The following is an 18,125-nucleotide window of genomic DNA, read 5'->3' as shown; positions in this document are numbered from 1 at the left end:
GGCTTGCTCCTTCGTCGCCTAAGCCCCGGCGCCTGACCGGCGGCCCGGCCGCGGACAGGCCACTGCGTGGCCGCCGCTCCCTACGGGTCGCGGGGGCGGGGCTGGGAGTGCTGTCATGGCGGATTTGGGGTGCCATGGCTGTGGCCGTGGGAGGGCGGGGTGAATCGCCCTCCCCGGGGTCGGGTCAGGCGTCTACGGTGGCGGCCGCGTCGGACGCGGTGGGTTCCGCGGGCTTGCGGCGGCGCCTGCGGCGGGCCGGCTTGGCCGTGTCGTCGCCGTCGTTGTCGGCCGGGGCCGATTCGGGGGCGTCGGTGGCGGGCTCGCTCGACTCGGTGGTCGCTGCTTCGCCTGCCTCGGCGGGCTTGCGGCGGCGGCGCCTGCGGCGGGCGGGCTTGTCGCCGTCGGCCGCTTCGTCGGCGTTGTCGGCCGACTCGGTGGTCGTGGTCGACTCGGTGCCCTCGGTGTCGGCCTTGCCACCGCGGGTGCGGCGGCGGCTGCGGGAGGACTTGGGGCGCTCGGTGCGCTCCTCGACTACGGCGTCGTCGTCACGGGTGGGGGCCGCGGGCTTGCGGATCACGCCGGTGATGCCCTCGGGGATGCCGAGGTCGCTGTAGAGGTGGGGGGAGCGCGAGTAGGTCTCGGCGGGGTCGGCCATGTTCAGGCCGAGCGCCTTGTTGATCGACTCCCAGCGGTGCAGTTCGTCCCAGTCGATGAGGGTGATCGCGACACCGGTGCGGCCGGCGCGGCCGGTGCGGCCGATCCGGTGCACGTAGGTCTTCTCGTCCTCGGGGCACTGGTAGTTGATGACGTGGGTGACGTCGTCGATGTCGATACCGCGCGCGGCGACATCGGTGGCGACGAGCACGTCGATGGCGCCCTTGCGGAACTTGGTCAGCGCCTTCTCGCGGGCGATCTGACCGAGGTCGCCGTGCACGGCGCCGACATTGAAACCACGCTCGGCGAGATCGTCGGCCACCTTCTGCGCGGTGCGCTTGGTGCGGGTGAAGATCATCGTCGCGCCGCGGGACTCCGCCTGCAGCACGCGCGCGACCAGTTCGGCCTTGTCCATCGCGTGGGCCCGGTAGACGAACTGCGCGGTGCGATCGTGCACGGCGGAGTCGTTGGCGAGCTCGGCGCGGATGTGGGTCGGCCTGGTCAGGAAGGTGCGGGCGAGGGTGATGATCGGGCCGGGCATGGTGGCCGAGAACAGCATCGTCTGACGCTTGTCCGGCACCATCGACAGGATGCGCTCGATATCGGGCAGGAAGCCCAGGTCGAGCATCTCGTCGGCCTCGTCGAGGACGAGCACGCCGATCTTGCCCAGGATCAGGTGGTTCTGGTTCGCCAGATCCAGCAGGCGACCGGGGGTGCCGACGACCACGTCGACGCCGTCGCGCAGTGCGGCGATCTGGGTGTCGTACGGGCGGCCACCGTAGATGGCGGCGACCTTCAGCGAACCCTGGTGGTTGGTCAGGTACTTGCTCGCGTTCTCCAGGTCCTTGGTGACCTGGATGCACAGCTCGCGCGTCGGCACGATCACCAGCGCGCGCGGGGTGCCGTCGAGCGGGGTGGTGCCGGTGTCGGCGGTGGCGATGCGGTGCAGCAGCGGCACGCCGAAACCGAAGGTCTTGCCCATGCCGGTGCGGGCCTGGCCGATGAGATCCTCGCCGGCCAGTGCCAGCGGCAGGGTCAGTTCCTGAATCGCGAAGGTGCGTTCGATCCCGATCTCACCGAGTGCGCGCACGATTTCTTCGCGCACGCCCAATTCGGCGAAACTCGGCGGGATGTGGGTGTTGTCCAGTTCGGCCGTCAGGAGTGTGTCGGCCAAACCGGGTTCCTGTTCGACAGTGATCTTGCTCAGTGTTCGTGCCTTCCTCGTCATTGCATCTCGCACGCACGAGGTGGGGCGGGCCGGTCGGCCCGCGACGACCACATACCCGCCTGTGATATTCACCGGGCCGGCGCCGGATAACCATCGCCGACCAGGCGTTATGCGTGGTCGTCGAGACGGTGTCATCGGCGCGGCGCTGCGGTGATGCGGATTCGTTGCGCGCACATTTTCTTCGACATTGCTGTCTGGGCAACGCCGCTGTCCGCCCGCGCTGTGCGCCGGTGGAGTGCCACGCCGCGGAGTATGTCCGGGCGTCGAAACTAGCGTTGTCCACGGAGATTGTAGCGTGATATTCTGCGGAATCCGAATTTCGACGTGGTTGAATGCCGCGCGAAAACGGGCTCGCCACGGGATTACCTCAGCACCGGTGGTGTGTCGCAGCGCAATTCATCGGTGCCGGATTTCGCGCGTGTCCACCGGTGTAATCGAGCTCACTGGTACCGGCGGTACTGTGTGTGAGACATTTCTAGTCGTGAGTATCACCGACACCGTCACCACTGCCGCGCGCAACGCGTGGGCGCTGAGCTTCGGCGCAGGCATCGAGCCCGTCGACCCGGCGCCCTCGACCGTGCTGTGGGACGAGCCGCATCGTCTGCTGCGTCGCTACGATACCGAATTCCAGTCTGCGGCAAGCGATTCCGCGGTGTTGCTGGTGCCGCCACTGGCCGCGCCCGCCACCTGCTTCGACCTGCGTCGCGACCAGAGCCTGGCCCGGTACCTGGTGGAGACCGGACGTGCGCCCTACCTGATCGACTACGGCGACATCTCCTTCGCCGATCGCCGGATGGGCTTCGAGGACTGGGTCCTCGACATCCTGCCCGAGGCGATCCTGCGCGTGAGCGCCGATCGCGGCGGCGCCCCGGTCGACCTGATCGGCTGGTCCGTCGGCGGCATGTTCTCGCTGCTCACCGCAGCCGCGAACCCGGAACTGCCGATCCGCTCGGTCACCGGTGTAGGCCCGCCGCTCGACTACGACAAGATGCTCGGAATTCCGCAGCTGCGCGCGGTCGCCGGCCTCACCGGCGGCTGGGGCTCCACCACGGTTGTCCGTGCCGCGGGCGGCATTCCGGCACCGCTGACCAAACTGGCCTACCGGCTCGCCGCCTACGACCGTGAACTGGCGCGTCCGAGGTTCATCGCCAGCAATATCGCGAACACCGGGACCCTGGCCAAGATGGAATCCATCGACCGTTTCCAGGCTGCCATGCCCGGCTACCCCGGCCGCTTCTACAACCAGCTGTGGGGCCGGATGATGCTGGCCAACGACATCGGCAACGGCAGGCTCGAACTGCGCGACCGGACCATCGAACTCGCCGACGTGCGCGTGCCCGTGCTGCTGATCGGCGGCAAGTCCGACGTGATCACCCCCAAGGCCGCTGTCGAGGCCGGTTTGCGCACGCTGTCGGGCTCGTCATCGGTCACCTACGAGGTCGTTCCGGGCAGTCACCTCGGCATTCTCACGGGACCGGAGGCCCGCGAGACGACCTGGACACACCTCGACAAATTCCTGGCCGAACGCGACTGAGCACCGATCGGGACTATTGTTGACAGCCATGGGAGCCCAGACCTCTGCCGCGCCGGAATTCTTCTCGACCGAGCCGCTCGCCGCGGACCACGCGGGGGTGACGGAGCTGTTCGCGGTCCTCGCCTACGGCGAGCTGTCCGCGTTCTACCGGCTCGCCGAAGAGGCGAAGCAGGCGCCGTCGCTGCGCGGCCGGATCGGCGTCGCCAAGATGGCCGCCGCCGAGCTCGCGCACTTCGAGACCCTGGAAGCGGCGCTCACCGAGCGCGGCGCCGACGCCGAGGCCGCGATGGCGCAGTACCAGGGCGCGCTGGACTCGTACCACGCCTCCACCGACCCGTCGACCTGGCTCGAGTCGATGGTGAAGTTCTACGTCGCCGACGGCCTGGCCGCCGACTTCTACACCGAGATCGCGGGCGCGCTACCCACCGAGGTCTCCGATGTGGTGCGCGATGTCCTCGCCGAGACCGGTCACTCGCAGTTCGTGGTCGACGAGGTCCGCAGCGCGGTGGCGGCTAGCCGCTCCGAGCGCGACCGCCTCACGCTGTGGGGGCGCAGGCTGCTCGGCGAGGCGATCACACAGGCGCAGTTCGTGATGGCCCAGCGCGACGAGCTGGCCGAACTGGTCCTCGCCGCCACCGGCGATCTCAACGGCATCGCGACCCTGTTCGACCGCATGCAGCAGCGGCACGCGGCCCGCATGGCAGAACTCGGCCTGTAGCTGTTCGGCCCTCGGGTACCCGGCTTGACCGGGGGTGATCAGCCGCCGATCGCGTGGTGCTGGACGAGGCGCAATTCCGGTGTGCGGGAGACGGTTTCGCGGGGTAGCCAGATCACGACCTGTTGATCGTTGTCGGCCGCCAGCGTCTGCACCGTGTAGGTGATGGTGCCTCGGGTGGGATGTTCGAAGCCGAGCAGGGTGGGCAGATCCTCCGCGAGGCGATGGGGTTGCCAGCGGCGGGCGAACTCGGGTTCCTCGCACAGGTCGGCGATGAGTTCGGCGACGCGTTCGTCATCGGGGCGACGCAGGCGCGTTCTGGCGAGCTGGTCGGCGAGTTGGTCGGCGAACTGGGCCCAGTCGGTGACCGTGGTGCGGGCGAGCGGATGGCGGAACGTCCACAGGGCCAGGTTGACCAGGTCGGGATTGTCGAGCAGGCCGAGCGGGGCGGCCAGGTCCGACCACGCGTTGTTCCAGGCGAGCACGGTGGCGCGGGGTCCGAGAGCGAACGCCGGGGTGGGGTCGAGCGAGTCGAGCACGCCGCGCAGGGCGGGGGGCACCTGATCGAGCGCGGGATCGAAAGCGGTACTCGGGCACCGGGCGTCGCTGCTGGTGGTCAGGGCCAGCCAGGCGAAATGGCCACGCTCGGTGTCGTTGAACCGCAGGGCGGTGGCGAGTGCGTCGACGACCGCCATCGACGGATTGGTGTCGCGGCCCTGCTCGAGCCGGGCCAGATAGTCGGCACTGACACCGGCCAGTACCGCGACCTCTTCACGTCGAAGACCAGGGGTGCGACGCCTGCCGCCGCCGGGCAGGCCCACGTCGGCTGGATTCAGCTCGGCTCGACGGGCGACGAGAAGTTCCGCGAATGCCGAACGAGCGCCGGGATGATCTGCCATATCTGCGCCTACCATGTCTCGATGGTGCCCGGTCATGGCGTTGTCAGCCACGCCCTGCCAGGACCAGGATAACCGCGGTCTGGTTAACGGACCGCAGTCCGGTCAGGGTGGAGGCATGACTTCCTCGACACAGACCCAGCAGCTGAAGACCGGGTCCTGGGCCCTCGACACCGCCCACTCCTCGGTCGCGTTCACCATTCGCCACCTCGGGATCGCCAAGGTGCGCGGCGGATTCACCCGCTTCCAGACCGAGTTCGTCGTGGACGAAACGGGCGCGGCCACCCTCGGCGCCACCATCGAACTCGATTCCTTCGACACCAGCAACGCCGACCGCGACGCTCACATCCGCCAGGCCGACTTCCTCGACGTCGCCAACCGCCCGACCCTGAGCTTCCGCGCCACCCAGCCGGTCCGGGTCGCCGAAACCTTCACCGTCACCGGCGAGGCCACCCTGGGCGCGATCACCCAGCCGCTGACCCTCGACGTCGAATGGGGCGGCATCGCCGACTTCCCCGACGGCACCCGGCACGCGGGTTTCTCCGCCACCGGCGCCATCAAGCGCACCGACTTCGGCGTCGGCGTCGCTATGCCGGGCATGCTGTCGGACACCGTGAAGATCGAACTCGAGATCGAACTGATCGAGCCCGCCTGATCCCGTTCGCTGACAGCGCACCAGGTGTGGGAGCGGTGGTGTTCGGGCTGCACTAGCCTGGGACCTGACAACACAGGACTCTTACGTTCGGAGGTTGGCCGTGGAGGTCAAGATCGGTATTTCGGATAGCCCGCGCGAGCTCGTGATCAACAGTGCGCAGAGCCCTGATGAGATCGAGGCGCTGGTGTCCGATGCGCTGAGCGGCTCCGCCGGTGTCGTGTCACTCACCGACGAGAAGGGCCGCAAGTTCCTGATCCAGGCCGCGAAGGTCGCCTACGTGGAAATCGGTTCCCCGGCCGTCGGCCGAGTCGGCTTCGCCACGATCTGAGCTGCGAACACAAAAATGCCCCGCCATTTCCGATGGCGGGGCATTTTTCGTCGTTGCGGACTCAGAGGTCCTGGGAGTAGGCACGCTGGGCGGCGGTCAGCGGCACGTGCTTGAGGCCACCCCAGGCCAGCGACACCGTGGTGTCGACGGCTTCGTCCTTGGGGACCGGGCGGTCGGCTTCGAGCCAGTAGCGCGCCGAGAACTGGCTGGCGCCGACGAGGCCGACGGCAAGGATGCGCGCGCGATACGGGTCGAGACCCGAGTCGTGGGCGACCAGATCGAACACCGCGTCGACACAGGCCTCGGTGGCCTGCTCGACCCGGCGCTGCACCTGCGGTTCGCTGGTGAGGTCGGATTCGAAGACGAGGCGGAAGCCCTGCATCTCGTTGTCGACGAAATCGAAGTACGCGGCGACGGCGGCCCGCACGCGCTGCTTGTTGTCGGTGGTGGAGCGCAGCGCCTGGCGCACGCTCGACACCAGGATGTCGACGTAGTTCTGCAGCACCGCCAGGTACAGCTCCAGCTTGCTGGCGAAGTGCTGGTACAGCACCGGCTTGCTGACCCCGGCTACCTGGGAGATCTCGTCCATGCCCGCCGCGTGGTAGCCGCGCTGGACGAAGACCTCGCTGGCGGCGAGCAGCAGCTGCTGGCGGCGCTCGTCGCGAGGCAGGCGGGTGCCGCGTTTGGCCGGGACCGTCTCCGGCACCGATCGGCGCGAGGGCATGCGGTCCACGAGGTCAGTCATCTCGGCTCTCTATAGTCGATTCCCCAGGCCGCCGGGTGTGCGGTCGGGTATCCCACGAACGATACTCGCACGGTGTTCGCCCTGCGTCTCGCCCTGGAAATGTAGTACCAGTCCACGGAGTTCGCCGGGCCGTAACCGCGCGATCTCCTCCGGCCGCCCGTACGGCGGATTTGCGCACTGTGAGAATCTGATGGGGTGACCGACCGGACGGATGACCATGCCGACGGCGGGCGCGATGTCGCTCGCTCCACGCAACCCTCCGAGTCCGGTGCTGTCACGTCGGCGCAGGAGGGGCGGGAGTTGCAGGTCTACGACCCGCTCGGGCTCTATCAGCCCGCCGACCGATCCCGCCAGCCGTTGCGTGCCCGCTGGGATCCCACCGACCACGACAACGGCCGCCCGCGCAGCCCGCAGCGGGAGGCGAAGAAGCAGAGCGCGCTCGGTCGATTCGTGTCCGCCTACGGGTGGCGTGCCTACGCGCTGCCGGTGCTGCTCGCCATCACCGTGCTGGTCGTCGTCGACGCGGTGCGCACGGGACCGATCCCGCCGCCGAGCGATCCCGGCTTCGGCGCGCTGAGTCCCAAGGTGGCGCAGTCCGGCATCATCGGCGCACCCCCCGGCGACGGCAAGTTCCCCGCCGATCTGCCGCTGGGCGCGCTGCCGGAGGGCGGCGACTACGTCGAGCGCGCGGCGGGCACCTGGCATGTGGTGCCGGGCACCAGCGCCCAGGTCGGCGCCGGCACCGAGCGCGTGTTCCGCTACACCGTCGAAGTCGAGGACGGCATCGACACCGCACCGTTCGGTGGCGACGCCGCCGTGGCGAAGATGGTGGAGACCACCCTGGCCAACCCGAAGAGCTGGACCAACGACCCCAAGTTCGGCTTCCAGCGCATCGACGCGGGCCCGGCCGACTTCCGGCTCTCGCTCACCTCTCGCGAAAGCACCCGCGCCGCGTGCGGCTTCGAGATCCCGATCGACTCGTCGTGCTACAACGCCGACCTCGACCGGGTCGTGCTCTCGGAGGTCCGCTGGGTCCGCGGCGCGCTGGCCTTCGACGGCGACATCGGTTCCTACCGGCAGTACCAGATCAACCACGAGGTCGGCCACGCCATCGGCTATCACGGCCATCAGCCGTGCGAGACCGACGGCGGCCTCGCGCCGATCATGATGCAGCAGACCTTCGGCACCAAGAACAACGACATCGCCCTGCTCGACCCCCACGGCGTGGTCCCCGCCGACGGCAAGACCTGCCGCTTCAACCCCTGGCCGTACCCGCGCGGCTAGTGGCCTCGCCCATGCGGGACCATGGACGGGAAGAACAGCGCGGCGGGTCTTGTTGTAGACAGCAGAACGGCCACCAGGCCCAGCCGCCTTCAGATACAGGAGTTCTCACGTGTCTCTCACAGGGACGTTGCCGCCGCTGGTTGAACCGGCCGCGGAACTGACCAAGGACGAAATCGCTCGCTACAGCAGGCACCTGATCATCCCCGATCTCGGTGTCGACGGTCAGAAGCGGTTGAAGAACGCCAAGGTCCTCGTGATCGGCGCGGGCGGCCTCGGCTCGCCTGCCCTGCTCTATCTGGCCGCGGCCGGTGTCGGCACGCTCGGCATCGTCGAGTTCGACGAGGTCGACGCCTCCAACCTGCAGCGCCAGATCATCCACGGCGAATCCGATATCGGCCGTCCCAAGGCCGACAGCGCCCGCGATTCCATCCTGGAGATCAACTCCGGGATCGACGTGCGGCTGCACAAGATCCGCCTGGAGCCCGAGAACGCCGTGGAGCTGTTCGCCGAGTACGACCTGATCGTCGACGGCACCGACAACTTCGCCACCCGCTACCTCGTCAACGACGCCGCCGTCCTCGCGGGCAAGCCCTACGTGTGGGGCTCGATCTACCGCTTCGAGGGCCAGGTCTCGGTGTTCTGGGAAGACGCCCCCGACGGGCGCGGCATCAACTACCGCGACCTGTACCCGGAGGCCCCGCCGCCGGGAATGGTCCCCTCCTGCGCCGAGGGTGGCGTGCTGGGCGTGCTGTGCGCGTCGATCGGATCGGTGATGGTGACCGAGGCGATCAAGCTGATCACCGGCATCGGTGAGACGCTGCTCGGCCGCCTGATGGTCTACGACGCACTGGACATGAACTACCGCACCATCAAGCTGCGCCGCGATCCGCAGCGTGAGCCGATCACCGAACTGATCGACTACGACGCGTTCTGCGGTGTGGTGTCGGAGGAAGGCACCGCGGCCGCGGCCGGGTCGACCATCACCGCCGCCGAGCTCAAGGATCTCCTCGATGCCGACAAGGTCGAGCTGATCGACGTGCGCGAGCCGGTGGAGTGGGACATCGTCCACATCGCGGGCGCGACCCTGATCCCCAAGGACCGCATCCTGTCCGGCGAGGCCCTGTCCGAACTGCCGCAGAACAAGCCGATCGTGCTGCACTGCAAGACCGGCATCCGGTCGGCGGAGGCGCTGGCCGCGTTGAAGCGCGCCGGTTTCGCCGACGCGACGCATCTGCAGGGCGGCGTGGTGGCCTGGGCCAAGCAGGTGGATCCGTCGCTTCCGGTCTACTGACCCGATAGCTGCCGGTTTGCGACCTCATCGCATATTGCGGTGAGGTCGCAAAGTGGACTATCACAGCGTGCCTTGGGTCGCCTGCGGTGATCACGGGGTTACGGTACGGCCGTGACCTCAGTCGAACCTCCCGAGCATGTGCGAGCCACATTCGGGCTTCGCGAAGTGACGCCGGTTTCCCTCGGAGACTGGGACGGTGGCTGGCGCATGGGCGACGTGGTGCTCAGCCCCGTCGCCGATCACGCCAGGGCCGCGTGGTCGGCGAAAGTACGCGAACACCTGGCGGTCGACGGGCTGCGGGTGGCCCGCCCCGTCCGCGCCACCGACGGACGCTATGTAGTCTCCGGTTGGCGTGCCGACACCTTCGTGGACGGCGCCCCCGAGCCCCGCCACGACGAGGTCGTCTCGGTCTCCCTGCGGTTGCACAAGGCGACAGCGGAATTGGAACGCCCCCGCTTCCTGGTCCAGCCGCCCGTCGCCCCGTGGGTCGACGTGGACGTGTTCGTCGCCGCCGACCGGGCAGCCTGGGAATCGGTCCCGCTGCGCACCCTGCGCGCGGGCGGTGTCCCCATCGCTGCCACCCCCGACGGCCAGCGTTCCCTCGAACTGATCGGCCAGCTCGCCACGCTGCGCAAACCCGTCCGCAGCCCCGACCAACTCGTCCACGGCGACCTCTTCGGCACGGTTCTGTTCACCGGCGCCCACACCCCCGGCCTCACCGACATCACCCCCTACTGGCGCCCCGCCACCTGGGCCGCGGGGGTCGTCGTGGTCGACGCGCTGGCGTGGGGTGGGGGCGATGACGGCTTACTCGACCGCTGGGCCACCCTGCCCGAATGGCCCCAGATGCTGTTACGGGCGTTGATCTTCCGCCTGGCCGTCCACGCCCTGCACCCGCGTTCGACCCCCGAAGCGTTCCCTGGGTTGGCGAGAACAGCGGATATGGTGCGACTCGCATTGTGATGTCGGATTTATCCCACCGACCATCCGGTTGAGATGTAGTGCCGGACAATCGGATTCGGTAGCTTCTCGCTTCCGGTCGAGGTAAATTCAAGCCGCTACCTGTGGGGATCTCCCATGGGCCAGGGGGCTTCGATGACTGAATGAGGTCGGCGGCAGATGAGGATTCAGCCCAGGAAACAGATTCTGGAGATCTGGCGTGCGCTTGTCGGGTCGTGCTACGACGACGGTGCCTGGCAGTGGGGCGGTATTCGTGGCGCCAATTCGATCAGCGACTCCGAACAGTTGCTCTGCCTGCTGTATCCGGCCACTGAGATCGTCGGATTCACGCTCGATCGCCCCGACGACATGTCCGACGATGTCAAGGGGGTGCTCTCGCCGCTGGGTGGACCGAAGGTGATCGGGCTGAAAGTCCTCGAGGTGATGGAGGACTACCTGATTCGCAACACCGACGTGAAGACCGGTGAACCGCTCTTCGACGCAGGGAGTTATCTGCAGTCCACCGAACCCGATCGACCGCCCACCGACGATCAGCAGAAGATCGAAGTGGTGGACGGATACTCCATGTCGGTGACGCTGTGCATCGCGGGCCTGGGCTTTCTTCGGGTCTTCGAGAATTGGATCCGCGCGGAGCGGCGTGGCGAGATCGACCGCGTCACGGCGACTACCGAGAAATTGAGCGCTCGCTTGACGGCGGCGATGACCGGACTGGTGCGCAGCTTCGTCGTCAATGCCGTGGCACCGACCTCAGACGAGGGCAAGGCCATGCTCAGAATGCTCAACCAGCAGGACCTGCCGGATCGGGCCGTAGTCGAGGAGTTCGCGACGAGCCTGGAGCGGGTTCGGACCAGGCTGCGCACCGATGTCAAGCTCGGCAAAGCCCCGGGCGCCGCGCTGGACGACGAGGGAATGTTGTTCGAATGCGGCTGGAGCTGGGGAATCGTGGCCGGCGCAGACGACGTCGAATTCATCGACGCGGCGAACGGCACAGGTGATGGTGTCGCCGAGGCCCGCCCGTACCTGTATTTCACCGTGATCGCGTTGGACGGCATCAACGACGTCCTCTCACAGCGCACCCGTGAACTCGACCTCTTCAACGACGACCAGTATCGACTGGCCGAGGCGTTGCGGATCCGCTGGGATCTGACCCAGCGCTATTGGGCAACGGTCGCTCGATTCGGTTCCGGCCGTTGGCCATTGGAAGACATTCCGTGGCGGACCTCCGACGGTGAGGAATCGGACTACTTCAGTCTCATCGTCTCGGCGGTGCTGATCCAGGAACTCGTCGCCCGCACAGCATCCGATGACGATCTCACCCGGGCTGTAGACATCTTCGACGAGCTGGCCAGACGTGGACGGATCCTTCGGCGCGCGACCAGTGGCGATCCCGCTGTCGAACTGCACGATCCCGGCGTTCGGATGGTGCTGCGCGGCAGTGAAAAGGTCGACAACGGTCCGAGATTGGCGTGGGCGGTCTCGGATTTCGCCGCGGTGTTGCTGAAAAGAAGTCTGCAGGCGGCTCGGTTGTCCGGCAACATCACCGCACGTGATCAGCTGATGGAATTGGCCAAGGCGATCATGGACCACCTCGACCGGAGGATGATCCAGGAAGGTCCGGCGACAGGGCTGTGGGACGACCCCGGTGCCGTATTCGGTACGGACACAACAAAACCGGTGACCGCACCCTCCTGGTACATGACTGAGCGCATCGTGGAATGTCTGGTCGCGGCCGACAGGACCTATCGGGAAGCGCCACTGCGTTCACCCGCGATGGTGACTCGCGCTGTCGAGTTGCTCAACGAGGCCGAACATCTGCTCAACCAGGGAATGCTCAACGTCAGCATCGAGGACAAATCACCCAACCGGATCGAACTCGATGACGTCGAGGACAAGCTCGAACGCGCCAGGAAACTGGTGAACGTGCAGCCCGGTACCGCGTTCACACTCGCCTCGGCGGCGCTGGTAGCGCTGAACCGGTTGGCGTTCGCGACCCAAGACGCGACCAGGAGCAGCTGACCGATGATCGTGTTCGCGACTTCAGACAAAGGCGGAACAGGGCGGTCCGTCACCAGTTGCAATATCGCCCATCGCCTGTGTGCCAGTGGAAGGAGCACCGTGTATGTCGATTTCGACTTCGGATCGCCGACTGCGGGCGCGGTGTTCGAGATCGGCACCATCGAGCGGGGAACAGCGCCGGGTACCGGGACCCATTCCTTTTTGACCGGGCGTAACAGCGTTGTGCACAGCGTCGATGTGCACAAGCAGACCGATCGTCAGGACCTCCGCAAACACCGGACCAGGTTGGCGAAGCTGACATTGCTGCCCGGCGACGAGGGTGGCGGTGAGCTGACCAAGTTGGCGGACTACCCCGGGATCGTCACCCGGTGCGTCGAATTGTTGCTCGGGCTCGCCGCCGCCAACAAGGTAGTGATCGTGGATCTGAGCGCAGGCAGATCGGTGGCGCTCGAGCTGGCGCTGCGAGCCGCCGCTACGCCGCAGATGCGGGCGACAACGGTGCGGTGGTTGGTCTTTCATCGGTGGACACGCCAGCACATTCTCGCTGCGGGCGGCTTGATGCTCGGTCCGAACGGGTTGCTGCGCGGCGGTGCGGCCGCCGGTCACGACGCGGAGGAATTGCGCCGCAATATGCGCTTCGTTCGCACGGCGGTACCACAGTTGAACACCCCGACCTCGGCTGCTACCGCACCGCAGGCAGCGTGGCAGAACAAGCAGGAATCCGCGCTGCGTGCGCTGGCGTCGACGGAGCGGATCGGTGAGACGGTGCTGATCGGCGCCACCCCGGTCGAACCCGTGCTGCAGTGGCGCGAGCAGCTGATTCTCGACGTCGACGTCAGCGCCGGGATCGCCAATGCCGCCACGGTGACCGCGTTCCAGGAACTGGCGCGAAAGCTGGTGAGTAGAGACGAATGGCAGGAGGTCTGATGCACACGAGCGAGGAATTCACAGGCTACGTCGAGGCCGGGGAGATGGCCACGGTGCCAGGCACCGATATGTCTCACCTGTCGATCGAAGTCGGGCACTTCTATATGGAGGATCTGCTCAACGGAGTCGAGCGGATCGAAGCCCAATTCGAACGGGTCAGGGCGATGCTCGATGCCTTGGTGGCTCTCGAATCCGTGGCATGGTCGCGCAAGGGAGGGGAGGTTCCGTTTCGGGTGAGCACATGTTTCCTGCTGGATGACTACTTTCGCGCCGATACCGACCCACGGGAGATTATCCCCAAGCTGCGAAGCGCGGCCGCCGGATGTGGTGTGCCGATCGACTACCTCGCGCGCGAGGCCGGCTGCCATGAGGCACCGCGGGTGGGTGAAGTGATCCCGCTGGCGAAGGCTGTTGCCGACATGTTGGTGGAGGAGCCGATCGAGCACACCACCGGTCAGCGTCCCCCTGCGCAAGATCTCGGCTGGCTGGCCAATGGTCGCCGTTCCAGTGAGAGTGAAGCGGGTCCTGCGATGGATATCCGCCCTTACATGCCACCGCGGGAATTCGGGCGGCAGCGAAGTCTGTCTATTTTCGCCGATATCGAGATGTGGCGTGCGGATTCGGATTCGGCGGATGGGCGACTCTGGTCCTGTCCGTTCCTGGCCTCTGTGTGGCATCTGCTTCGTCTCGGCATGCTTCGGTATCAGGACGAGGTAGCGGTGACGCCGGTCGCCGTGCATCCCGACGTCGAAGGATTCGTGTGGCCGAGCGACTGGCGGGACTTGCCCGCGGTGATGCAACTGAATCCGAACGCGCAGCCGTTCACCGCGTATCGCTCCTTGTCGCTGATGCCGCAGCGGTATATCGGCATCGAACACGCGGTTCGGGTGATTCTCGATCACCTCGATCTCGATGAGCGAGTGGTGAGTTCGGTTGTCGATCGGGCGCGCGGCGAAGGCCTTGCCCTGCCCGGGCGGGTGAGCGAACGGATCGGGCACGTGCTGTTCGACGGGTCCTGATGGGTAACTGACACAAGACATTCAGGTGTCAATGGCGTATAATGTCCTCCGGTTGCCTACACTTTTCCCATGCCGATAGACGGGCGCCCCTTGGTGGCGTTGGGTGAAGTGCGCACCTGCCTGCTGCCGAACTCCGCCGCGCTGAGCCGCGATGCGGCGGTCGACCTTCTCGACGTGGTGTTGGGTCGACCGGGTCTGTCTCGCGAACGTCCCTTGGATTGGGCCGAATCTCCGCGTCTCGCGGTCGGCATCGACTGTCAGTTGGTACCGCATGTCCGATCCCGCGGTGTCGGTACGGTCGCCACGAACGCGCTGGTCATCGGCGGCCGGGTGCTGCAGAGCTCAGCGCACGCCATTGTCGCGCCCGCCGCGACATCGTCGGGGCGGCGGCAGACGTGGGCGCACTATCTAGGTCGTGTGGGCACTGTCGAACTGTTGACGGGGGCATCGGCCACGATTGCCGATCGTCTGGTGGTCGGCTTTCTCAGCACTGCCCGCGCCGCCGACCCGGTCCTGGATATCACTGCCATCAGCACTCGACTGCTGACGAAGGTGCACAGCGATGTTCGGCTCGACCGGCAGCCACCGCTGTTGGTCGAACCCACACGGCTGCGGTGGGCCGCCCGCGTCGTGCCCGGGGCGCAGGCATCGGTGCTCTTCGGCTTGCATCAGGATCGAACCCGCACCGCGTTGGTGACGGTCGGTTCCGCCGACGACCTGCCCGAGGTTCGTCGATACTGCCAGGATCTGGCAGTGCACGATTGGTTGCTCACCGCTGTCATCGATGTCATCGAGGATGCTGAGTTCGCCCAAACCTCAGGCAGCACACCGGAATCGGTGCTGGCGCCGGCACTGCAGCATCTCGCCCATCTGTGGATGCCCAGTGCTCACACCCCACCGTTGCTCCGCTGTCTGTGGGAGCAACTGGAGAATGATCCCGGCTTCTCCCGTCAATGGAATGCCAGGATCGGACAATTGCGCGACCGCGTCGCCGTCGCGACCTTGGCCGCGCTGCACCGAACCTCCGCGCAAGTGCGTCAGTGGTAGCGACTAGAGCCGGAACCATCGTCGCACGAGCAGAGCGAAGAAGACCGAGGTTGTCACGCTGCCGAGGTAGGACTCGACGATCAACAGCACCCGCGCCGTTGGTTCGAGGTCCATGGCGTCGAGGTCACCGAGTCCGAGTGGGTTGAGGAATTCGATCAGGGACAGATGTGCCGCTGTGGTAGCCGCAACATCGGTCACCAGCATCAGGGCGCCCGCGAACAGCGCCAGTTCGCAGGCGATCCAGCCCAGCAGCCTGAATGGTCGATACCCATAGCCGCACAGAATGTTTGCGACGAAGCCCGGCGCGCGACGCATTCCCCGACGTTGCGCTCGAGTGCGGGCTCGGGCCAATGCGAGCCCGCACCGGTCCTGATCGTCGAGGTCGGCATTGATCGCATGAAGATCACGTGCCTGCCGAAAGGCTACGCAGGCATGGGCGGGCAGGTCGACGTCGAGTAATCGCGCTCCGAGATCCTCGTAGATCAATGCCAGCATGCGGTTCTGCCTTCGGCTCAGCCGAAGCGGTCCTCTTGCCTCGATTTCCGCGGCCAGCATCGCCATCGCCAGCACCCGCAGCGTGTGGTCCGAGGGGGTCGGGTGCTCGAGAATATCGTCGATCGGTGCATATACACGAGCGAAAACCAGACTGTCGCCCGCACGCCGAGTCGAAGGGGGATCGTATTCGGCCAGGACACGTTCGACCCGGCGATCGAGCTGATCCAGATTGTCCTGCTCGCTGCCGCTCTCCGGCGCTGCCAGGGTCTCCAGATAGGCATCGGCGTGGCGTTCGATGAGAGTGATCTTCGAGGCGACGAACGGTGACAGCTGGTCAGTAGGGTCATCCTCCCTGAACACAAGCTATCCCCGCGGCCCGTCACCCTTGGACCATCGACGGTCCTGCGGTCCGGCATCCCACCAATACCCCGCGGAATCGTCCAGTCGATGCACGAGGAGGTCTCGCGGTTCTTCTGGGCCGAAGTAGTGTTCGTCGTGGTCGACCCAGACGAATCCAGACTTCTTGTACAGGTTGACCGCAGGGGTGTTCGAGGGGCGCACCGTGATGAAGACCGTGTCGATCCGCGCACCACGGCAGCGCTCGACCGCGCGCACCAGCAACTCTCTACCCAGTCCGAGACCCTGATGGCTACCCGCGACCGCGAGGCCGATCACCCAGGCGGACCCTTCCTGATCGACCGCGACGAGCGCGTATCCGCAGATCTCGCGCTCGATTTCCGCTACTACCCAGTGTGATCCGTGCACCTCGAACAATTGCCGTAACACGAAGTACGGGTAGGACAGCGAGGAGAACTCCTGGGATTCCAGCGCTGCGATCGCCGTCAGATCATCGACGTCGGCGGGGCGGAAATCGGGCTCGGCGGCGCCGTTCTCGCTCGAACTGTCCAAAACGCGACCCCCGTTGCCTGATGCGCCCACCATCCAGAGTAGAGCAACTCCCTTGCAGCGGAAGACATATGGAGTCCGCACCAAACTGCGGCGTAGACGGCAGGCAAAATAGTTTGTTGCGCAACGAGTCTCGCGGGAGATCCGTGATCTGGTGTGGACGACGGTCCACGGGCGGATCGGCACGGCGCCGCAGGGACGGGGCTTTTCGCAGCCGAGGCGTGGTTGGGCGCAATGTCGATGTCGGTGTTCTATGCGCTGCTGGTCCCGGGTTGTCACCAGGGACGAGGCAGGTTTTCGGCCCGCGCGGCGTAGTACGTTGCCACATCGATCCGGCGCTTCACTTGCTCGACGCGGGCGGCCCACTGTTTGGAGAAGCCGGCCGCTGCCTGCAGATCCCGCCACGGTGCTCGCATCGCGGCGGGAACCTGGGCGCCCGGCATCCATAGGTGCGCGAGATGTTCGAACACGGGCGCGAGCACTGCGACCTGCGTCCGTTATCGAATCCTTCGGCCGCCCGCACTTTCGCATCGATGACGGTCAGTAACCAGTCGTGTACGGCTACGTCCTGGCAGAAGCGCAGGGCGTCAGGCAGATTCGTAGCTTCCCGCACGGTGACCTGTAGGGCTCTGTTCAGGTCGTCCTCGAGACGCAGCGACACAGCGGGTCCGGCGCTGCCGCCCACAATGGCGGTCCACCGCAGTCGCGTGGTCGGCGCCCGCAGTGGTGGCCGTTGATCCAATAGCCGTGAGGATCGGACGTCATCGAGATGCCTGGCACAGATCGATGCGAGGTCGAGGATATTCGGGCCCCGCTGTACGAAATAGCCTGCGGCCAATTTCTTGTCGGTGACCGTGTGGTCGGGCAGCCCGCCGATGACCTCTGTCACCCCGACCCGGCTGAGGTAATGCGGCCACGGCCTGCGCCTTTTCTGCTGACCCCGGACCACGGTGGTGTGCGATGACAGTTGCGTCACCCGGCCGCCCACCAGAACCGCGGTCGACTCGACCGTCCCCACCGCGCGTACAGTCGCGGTCGTACCCCAACCGAGGTGACAGTCGACGCCAGTCGCGCGACGCGGTGAAAAGGCGAGTGGCCCAGGACGTTCACGGCGCAGTACGGTCGCGCCGATGACTGTGGCCAGTAGTTGGTCGCGATGCTGTCCGGGTCGAGGGCGAAACTCGCCAGCTCGGTCGACGGATACAGCAGGCACATCAGCTGTTCGGCGTCGCTGATCGAATTGCGTCCGTCACGTCCGCCCCAGACCCACCAGTCATCGCGGAACGAGGTGCGCAGGTGTGCGCGCCAGAGATCCAGAAGTTGTTGCCGCGGTCGGATTCTCATCGGTGCCCCTCCGTACAACTGCACCTCAGTGTGAACGGTGGACCGCGTCCTTGTCCTCGGTTGAGCCGTAATATGTTTCGA

Annotated in this window: 17 protein-coding genes and 1 pseudogene; 11 read left to right on the top strand and 7 right to left on the bottom strand. The window is 66.4% G+C overall.

The features are described from left to right. Nucleotides 1–184: 184 nt before the first annotated feature. Nucleotides 185–1,882 carry a DEAD/DEAH box helicase gene (locus ACWGCN_RS12510; RefSeq protein WP_378991254.1) on the bottom strand — a complete coding sequence of 566 codons (1,698 nt, stop codon included), beginning with the start codon at nt 1,880–1,882 and terminating at the stop codon, nt 185–187. A 481-nt stretch (nt 1,883–2,363) separates the two neighbouring features. Between ACWGCN_RS12510 and ACWGCN_RS12505 the strand changes: the two genes are divergently transcribed. Then, nucleotides 2,364–3,416, top strand: a complete 1,053-nt coding sequence (locus ACWGCN_RS12505) for an alpha/beta fold hydrolase (protein ID WP_452450626.1) — start codon at nt 2,364–2,366, stop codon at nt 3,414–3,416. 28 nt (nt 3,417–3,444) lie between these two features. Further along, entirely contained in the window at nt 3,445–4,134 is a 690-nt protein-coding gene (locus ACWGCN_RS12500) for a ferritin-like fold-containing protein (RefSeq protein ID WP_378632701.1), read from the top strand. Nucleotides 4,135–4,172: 38 nt separating this feature from the next. On the opposite strand, the gene ACWGCN_RS12495 is transcribed toward ACWGCN_RS12500, so the two are convergent. Beyond that, nucleotides 4,173–5,045, bottom strand: coding sequence for a helix-turn-helix transcriptional regulator (locus ACWGCN_RS12495; RefSeq protein WP_378991262.1), 873 nt, complete (start codon nt 5,043–5,045; stop codon nt 4,173–4,175). 100 nt (nt 5,046–5,145) lie between these two features. On the opposite strand from ACWGCN_RS12495, the gene ACWGCN_RS12490 reads away from it, so the two are divergent. Further along, nucleotides 5,146–5,682 carry a YceI family protein gene (locus ACWGCN_RS12490; protein WP_387447036.1) on the top strand — a complete coding sequence of 179 codons (537 nt, stop codon included), beginning with the start codon at nt 5,146–5,148 and terminating at the stop codon, nt 5,680–5,682. Between the two features lie 100 nt (nt 5,683–5,782). Continuing rightward, complete coding sequence (locus tag ACWGCN_RS12485; protein WP_067450585.1) at nt 5,783–6,010, top strand: DUF3107 domain-containing protein; 228 nt, start codon at nt 5,783–5,785, stop codon at nt 6,008–6,010. A 61-nt stretch (nt 6,011–6,071) separates the two neighbouring features. On the opposite strand, the gene ACWGCN_RS12480 is transcribed toward ACWGCN_RS12485, so the two are convergent. After that, nucleotides 6,072–6,755 carry a TetR/AcrR family transcriptional regulator gene (locus tag ACWGCN_RS12480; RefSeq protein WP_056812916.1) on the bottom strand — a complete coding sequence of 228 codons (684 nt, stop codon included), beginning with the start codon at nt 6,753–6,755 and terminating at the stop codon, nt 6,072–6,074. A gap of 195 nt (nt 6,756–6,950) precedes the next feature. On the opposite strand from ACWGCN_RS12480, the gene ACWGCN_RS12475 reads away from it, so the two are divergent. From ACWGCN_RS12475 to ACWGCN_RS12445, 7 genes are all read left to right on the top strand, one after another. Beyond that, nucleotides 6,951–8,039, top strand: a complete 1,089-nt coding sequence (locus ACWGCN_RS12475) for a DUF3152 domain-containing protein (RefSeq protein ID WP_378991265.1) — start codon at nt 6,951–6,953, stop codon at nt 8,037–8,039. 109 nt (nt 8,040–8,148) lie between these two features. Then, nucleotides 8,149–9,330 carry an adenylyltransferase/sulfurtransferase MoeZ gene (moeZ, locus tag ACWGCN_RS12470; RefSeq protein ID WP_449963996.1) on the top strand — a complete coding sequence of 394 codons (1,182 nt, stop codon included), beginning with the start codon at nt 8,149–8,151 and terminating at the stop codon, nt 9,328–9,330. A gap of 111 nt (nt 9,331–9,441) precedes the next feature. After that, nucleotides 9,442–10,293, top strand: coding sequence for a TIGR02569 family protein (locus ACWGCN_RS12465; RefSeq protein ID WP_101466090.1), 852 nt, complete (start codon nt 9,442–9,444; stop codon nt 10,291–10,293). Nucleotides 10,294–10,449: 156 nt separating this feature from the next. Beyond that, nucleotides 10,450–12,306, top strand: coding sequence for an SCO2524 family protein (locus ACWGCN_RS12460; protein ID WP_452458068.1), 1,857 nt, complete (start codon nt 10,450–10,452; stop codon nt 12,304–12,306). 3 nt (nt 12,307–12,309) lie between these two features. Further along, nucleotides 12,310–13,233 carry an SCO2523 family variant P-loop protein gene (locus ACWGCN_RS12455; RefSeq protein ID WP_379313351.1) on the top strand — a complete coding sequence of 308 codons (924 nt, stop codon included), beginning with the start codon at nt 12,310–12,312 and terminating at the stop codon, nt 13,231–13,233. Next, on the top strand, nt 13,233–14,252 hold the full coding sequence (locus tag ACWGCN_RS12450; RefSeq protein WP_379313350.1) for an SCO2522 family protein: 1,020 nt from the start codon (nt 13,233–13,235) through the stop codon (nt 14,250–14,252). Before ACWGCN_RS12455 ends, ACWGCN_RS12450 begins: the two co-directional genes overlap by 1 nt. A 69-nt stretch (nt 14,253–14,321) precedes the next feature. Then, the gene (locus ACWGCN_RS12445; protein WP_379313349.1) at nt 14,322–15,299 is read left to right on the top strand and encodes an SCO2521 family protein; all 978 of its coding nucleotides are present in this window, start codon (nt 14,322–14,324) and stop codon (nt 15,297–15,299) included. Between the two features lie 3 nt (nt 15,300–15,302). Here the strand turns inward: ACWGCN_RS12445 and ACWGCN_RS12440 are convergent, their stop codons facing one another. The 4 genes and pseudogenes from ACWGCN_RS12440 to ACWGCN_RS12425 form a co-directional block, all read right to left on the bottom strand. Further along, nucleotides 15,303–16,154, bottom strand: a complete 852-nt coding sequence (locus tag ACWGCN_RS12440) for a hypothetical protein (protein WP_452458069.1) — start codon at nt 16,152–16,154, stop codon at nt 15,303–15,305. Nucleotides 16,155–16,157: 3 nt separating this feature from the next. Then, a complete protein-coding gene (locus ACWGCN_RS12435) occupies nt 16,158–16,703 on the bottom strand; it encodes a GNAT family N-acetyltransferase (protein ID WP_449964004.1) in 546 nt (181 codons plus the stop codon). Between the two features lie 272 nt (nt 16,704–16,975). Continuing rightward, entirely contained in the window at nt 16,976–17,170 is a 195-nt protein-coding gene (locus ACWGCN_RS12430) for a hypothetical protein (protein WP_452458088.1), read from the bottom strand. Between the two features lie 77 nt (nt 17,171–17,247). Next, nucleotides 17,248–17,913, bottom strand: a pseudogene (locus ACWGCN_RS12425) (SCO2521 family protein); the annotation flags it as partial. Nucleotides 17,914–18,125 lie beyond the last annotated feature (212 nt).

Source organism: Nocardia sp. NPDC055050 (assembly GCF_053608345.1).
The sequence above is the reverse complement of the archived record's forward strand: the minus strand, read 5'-3'. Positions and strand labels throughout refer to the sequence as shown.

Bases quoted from the DNA above. Each gene is read 5' to 3' on its own strand.
- ACWGCN_RS12510 (WP_378991254.1), bottom strand. From the start codon at position 1,882: ATGACGAGGAAGGCACGAACACTGAGCAAGATCACTGTCGAACAGGAA.
- ACWGCN_RS12500 (WP_378632701.1), top strand. From the start codon at position 3,445: ATGGGAGCCCAGACCTCTGCCGCGCCGGAATTCTTCTCGACCGAGCCG.
- ACWGCN_RS12495 (WP_378991262.1), bottom strand. From the start codon at position 5,045: ATGGTAGGCGCAGATATGGCAGATCATCCCGGCGCTCGTTCGGCATTC.
- ACWGCN_RS12490 (WP_387447036.1), top strand. From the start codon at position 5,146: ATGACTTCCTCGACACAGACCCAGCAGCTGAAGACCGGGTCCTGGGCC.
- ACWGCN_RS12480 (WP_056812916.1), bottom strand. From the start codon at position 6,755: ATGACTGACCTCGTGGACCGCATGCCCTCGCGCCGATCGGTGCCGGAG.
- ACWGCN_RS12460 (WP_452458068.1), top strand. From the start codon at position 10,450: ATGAGGATTCAGCCCAGGAAACAGATTCTGGAGATCTGGCGTGCGCTT.
- ACWGCN_RS12455 (WP_379313351.1), top strand. From the start codon at position 12,310: ATGATCGTGTTCGCGACTTCAGACAAAGGCGGAACAGGGCGGTCCGTC.
- ACWGCN_RS12450 (WP_379313350.1), top strand. From the start codon at position 13,233: ATGCACACGAGCGAGGAATTCACAGGCTACGTCGAGGCCGGGGAGATG.
- ACWGCN_RS12445 (WP_379313349.1), top strand. From the start codon at position 14,322: ATGCCGATAGACGGGCGCCCCTTGGTGGCGTTGGGTGAAGTGCGCACC.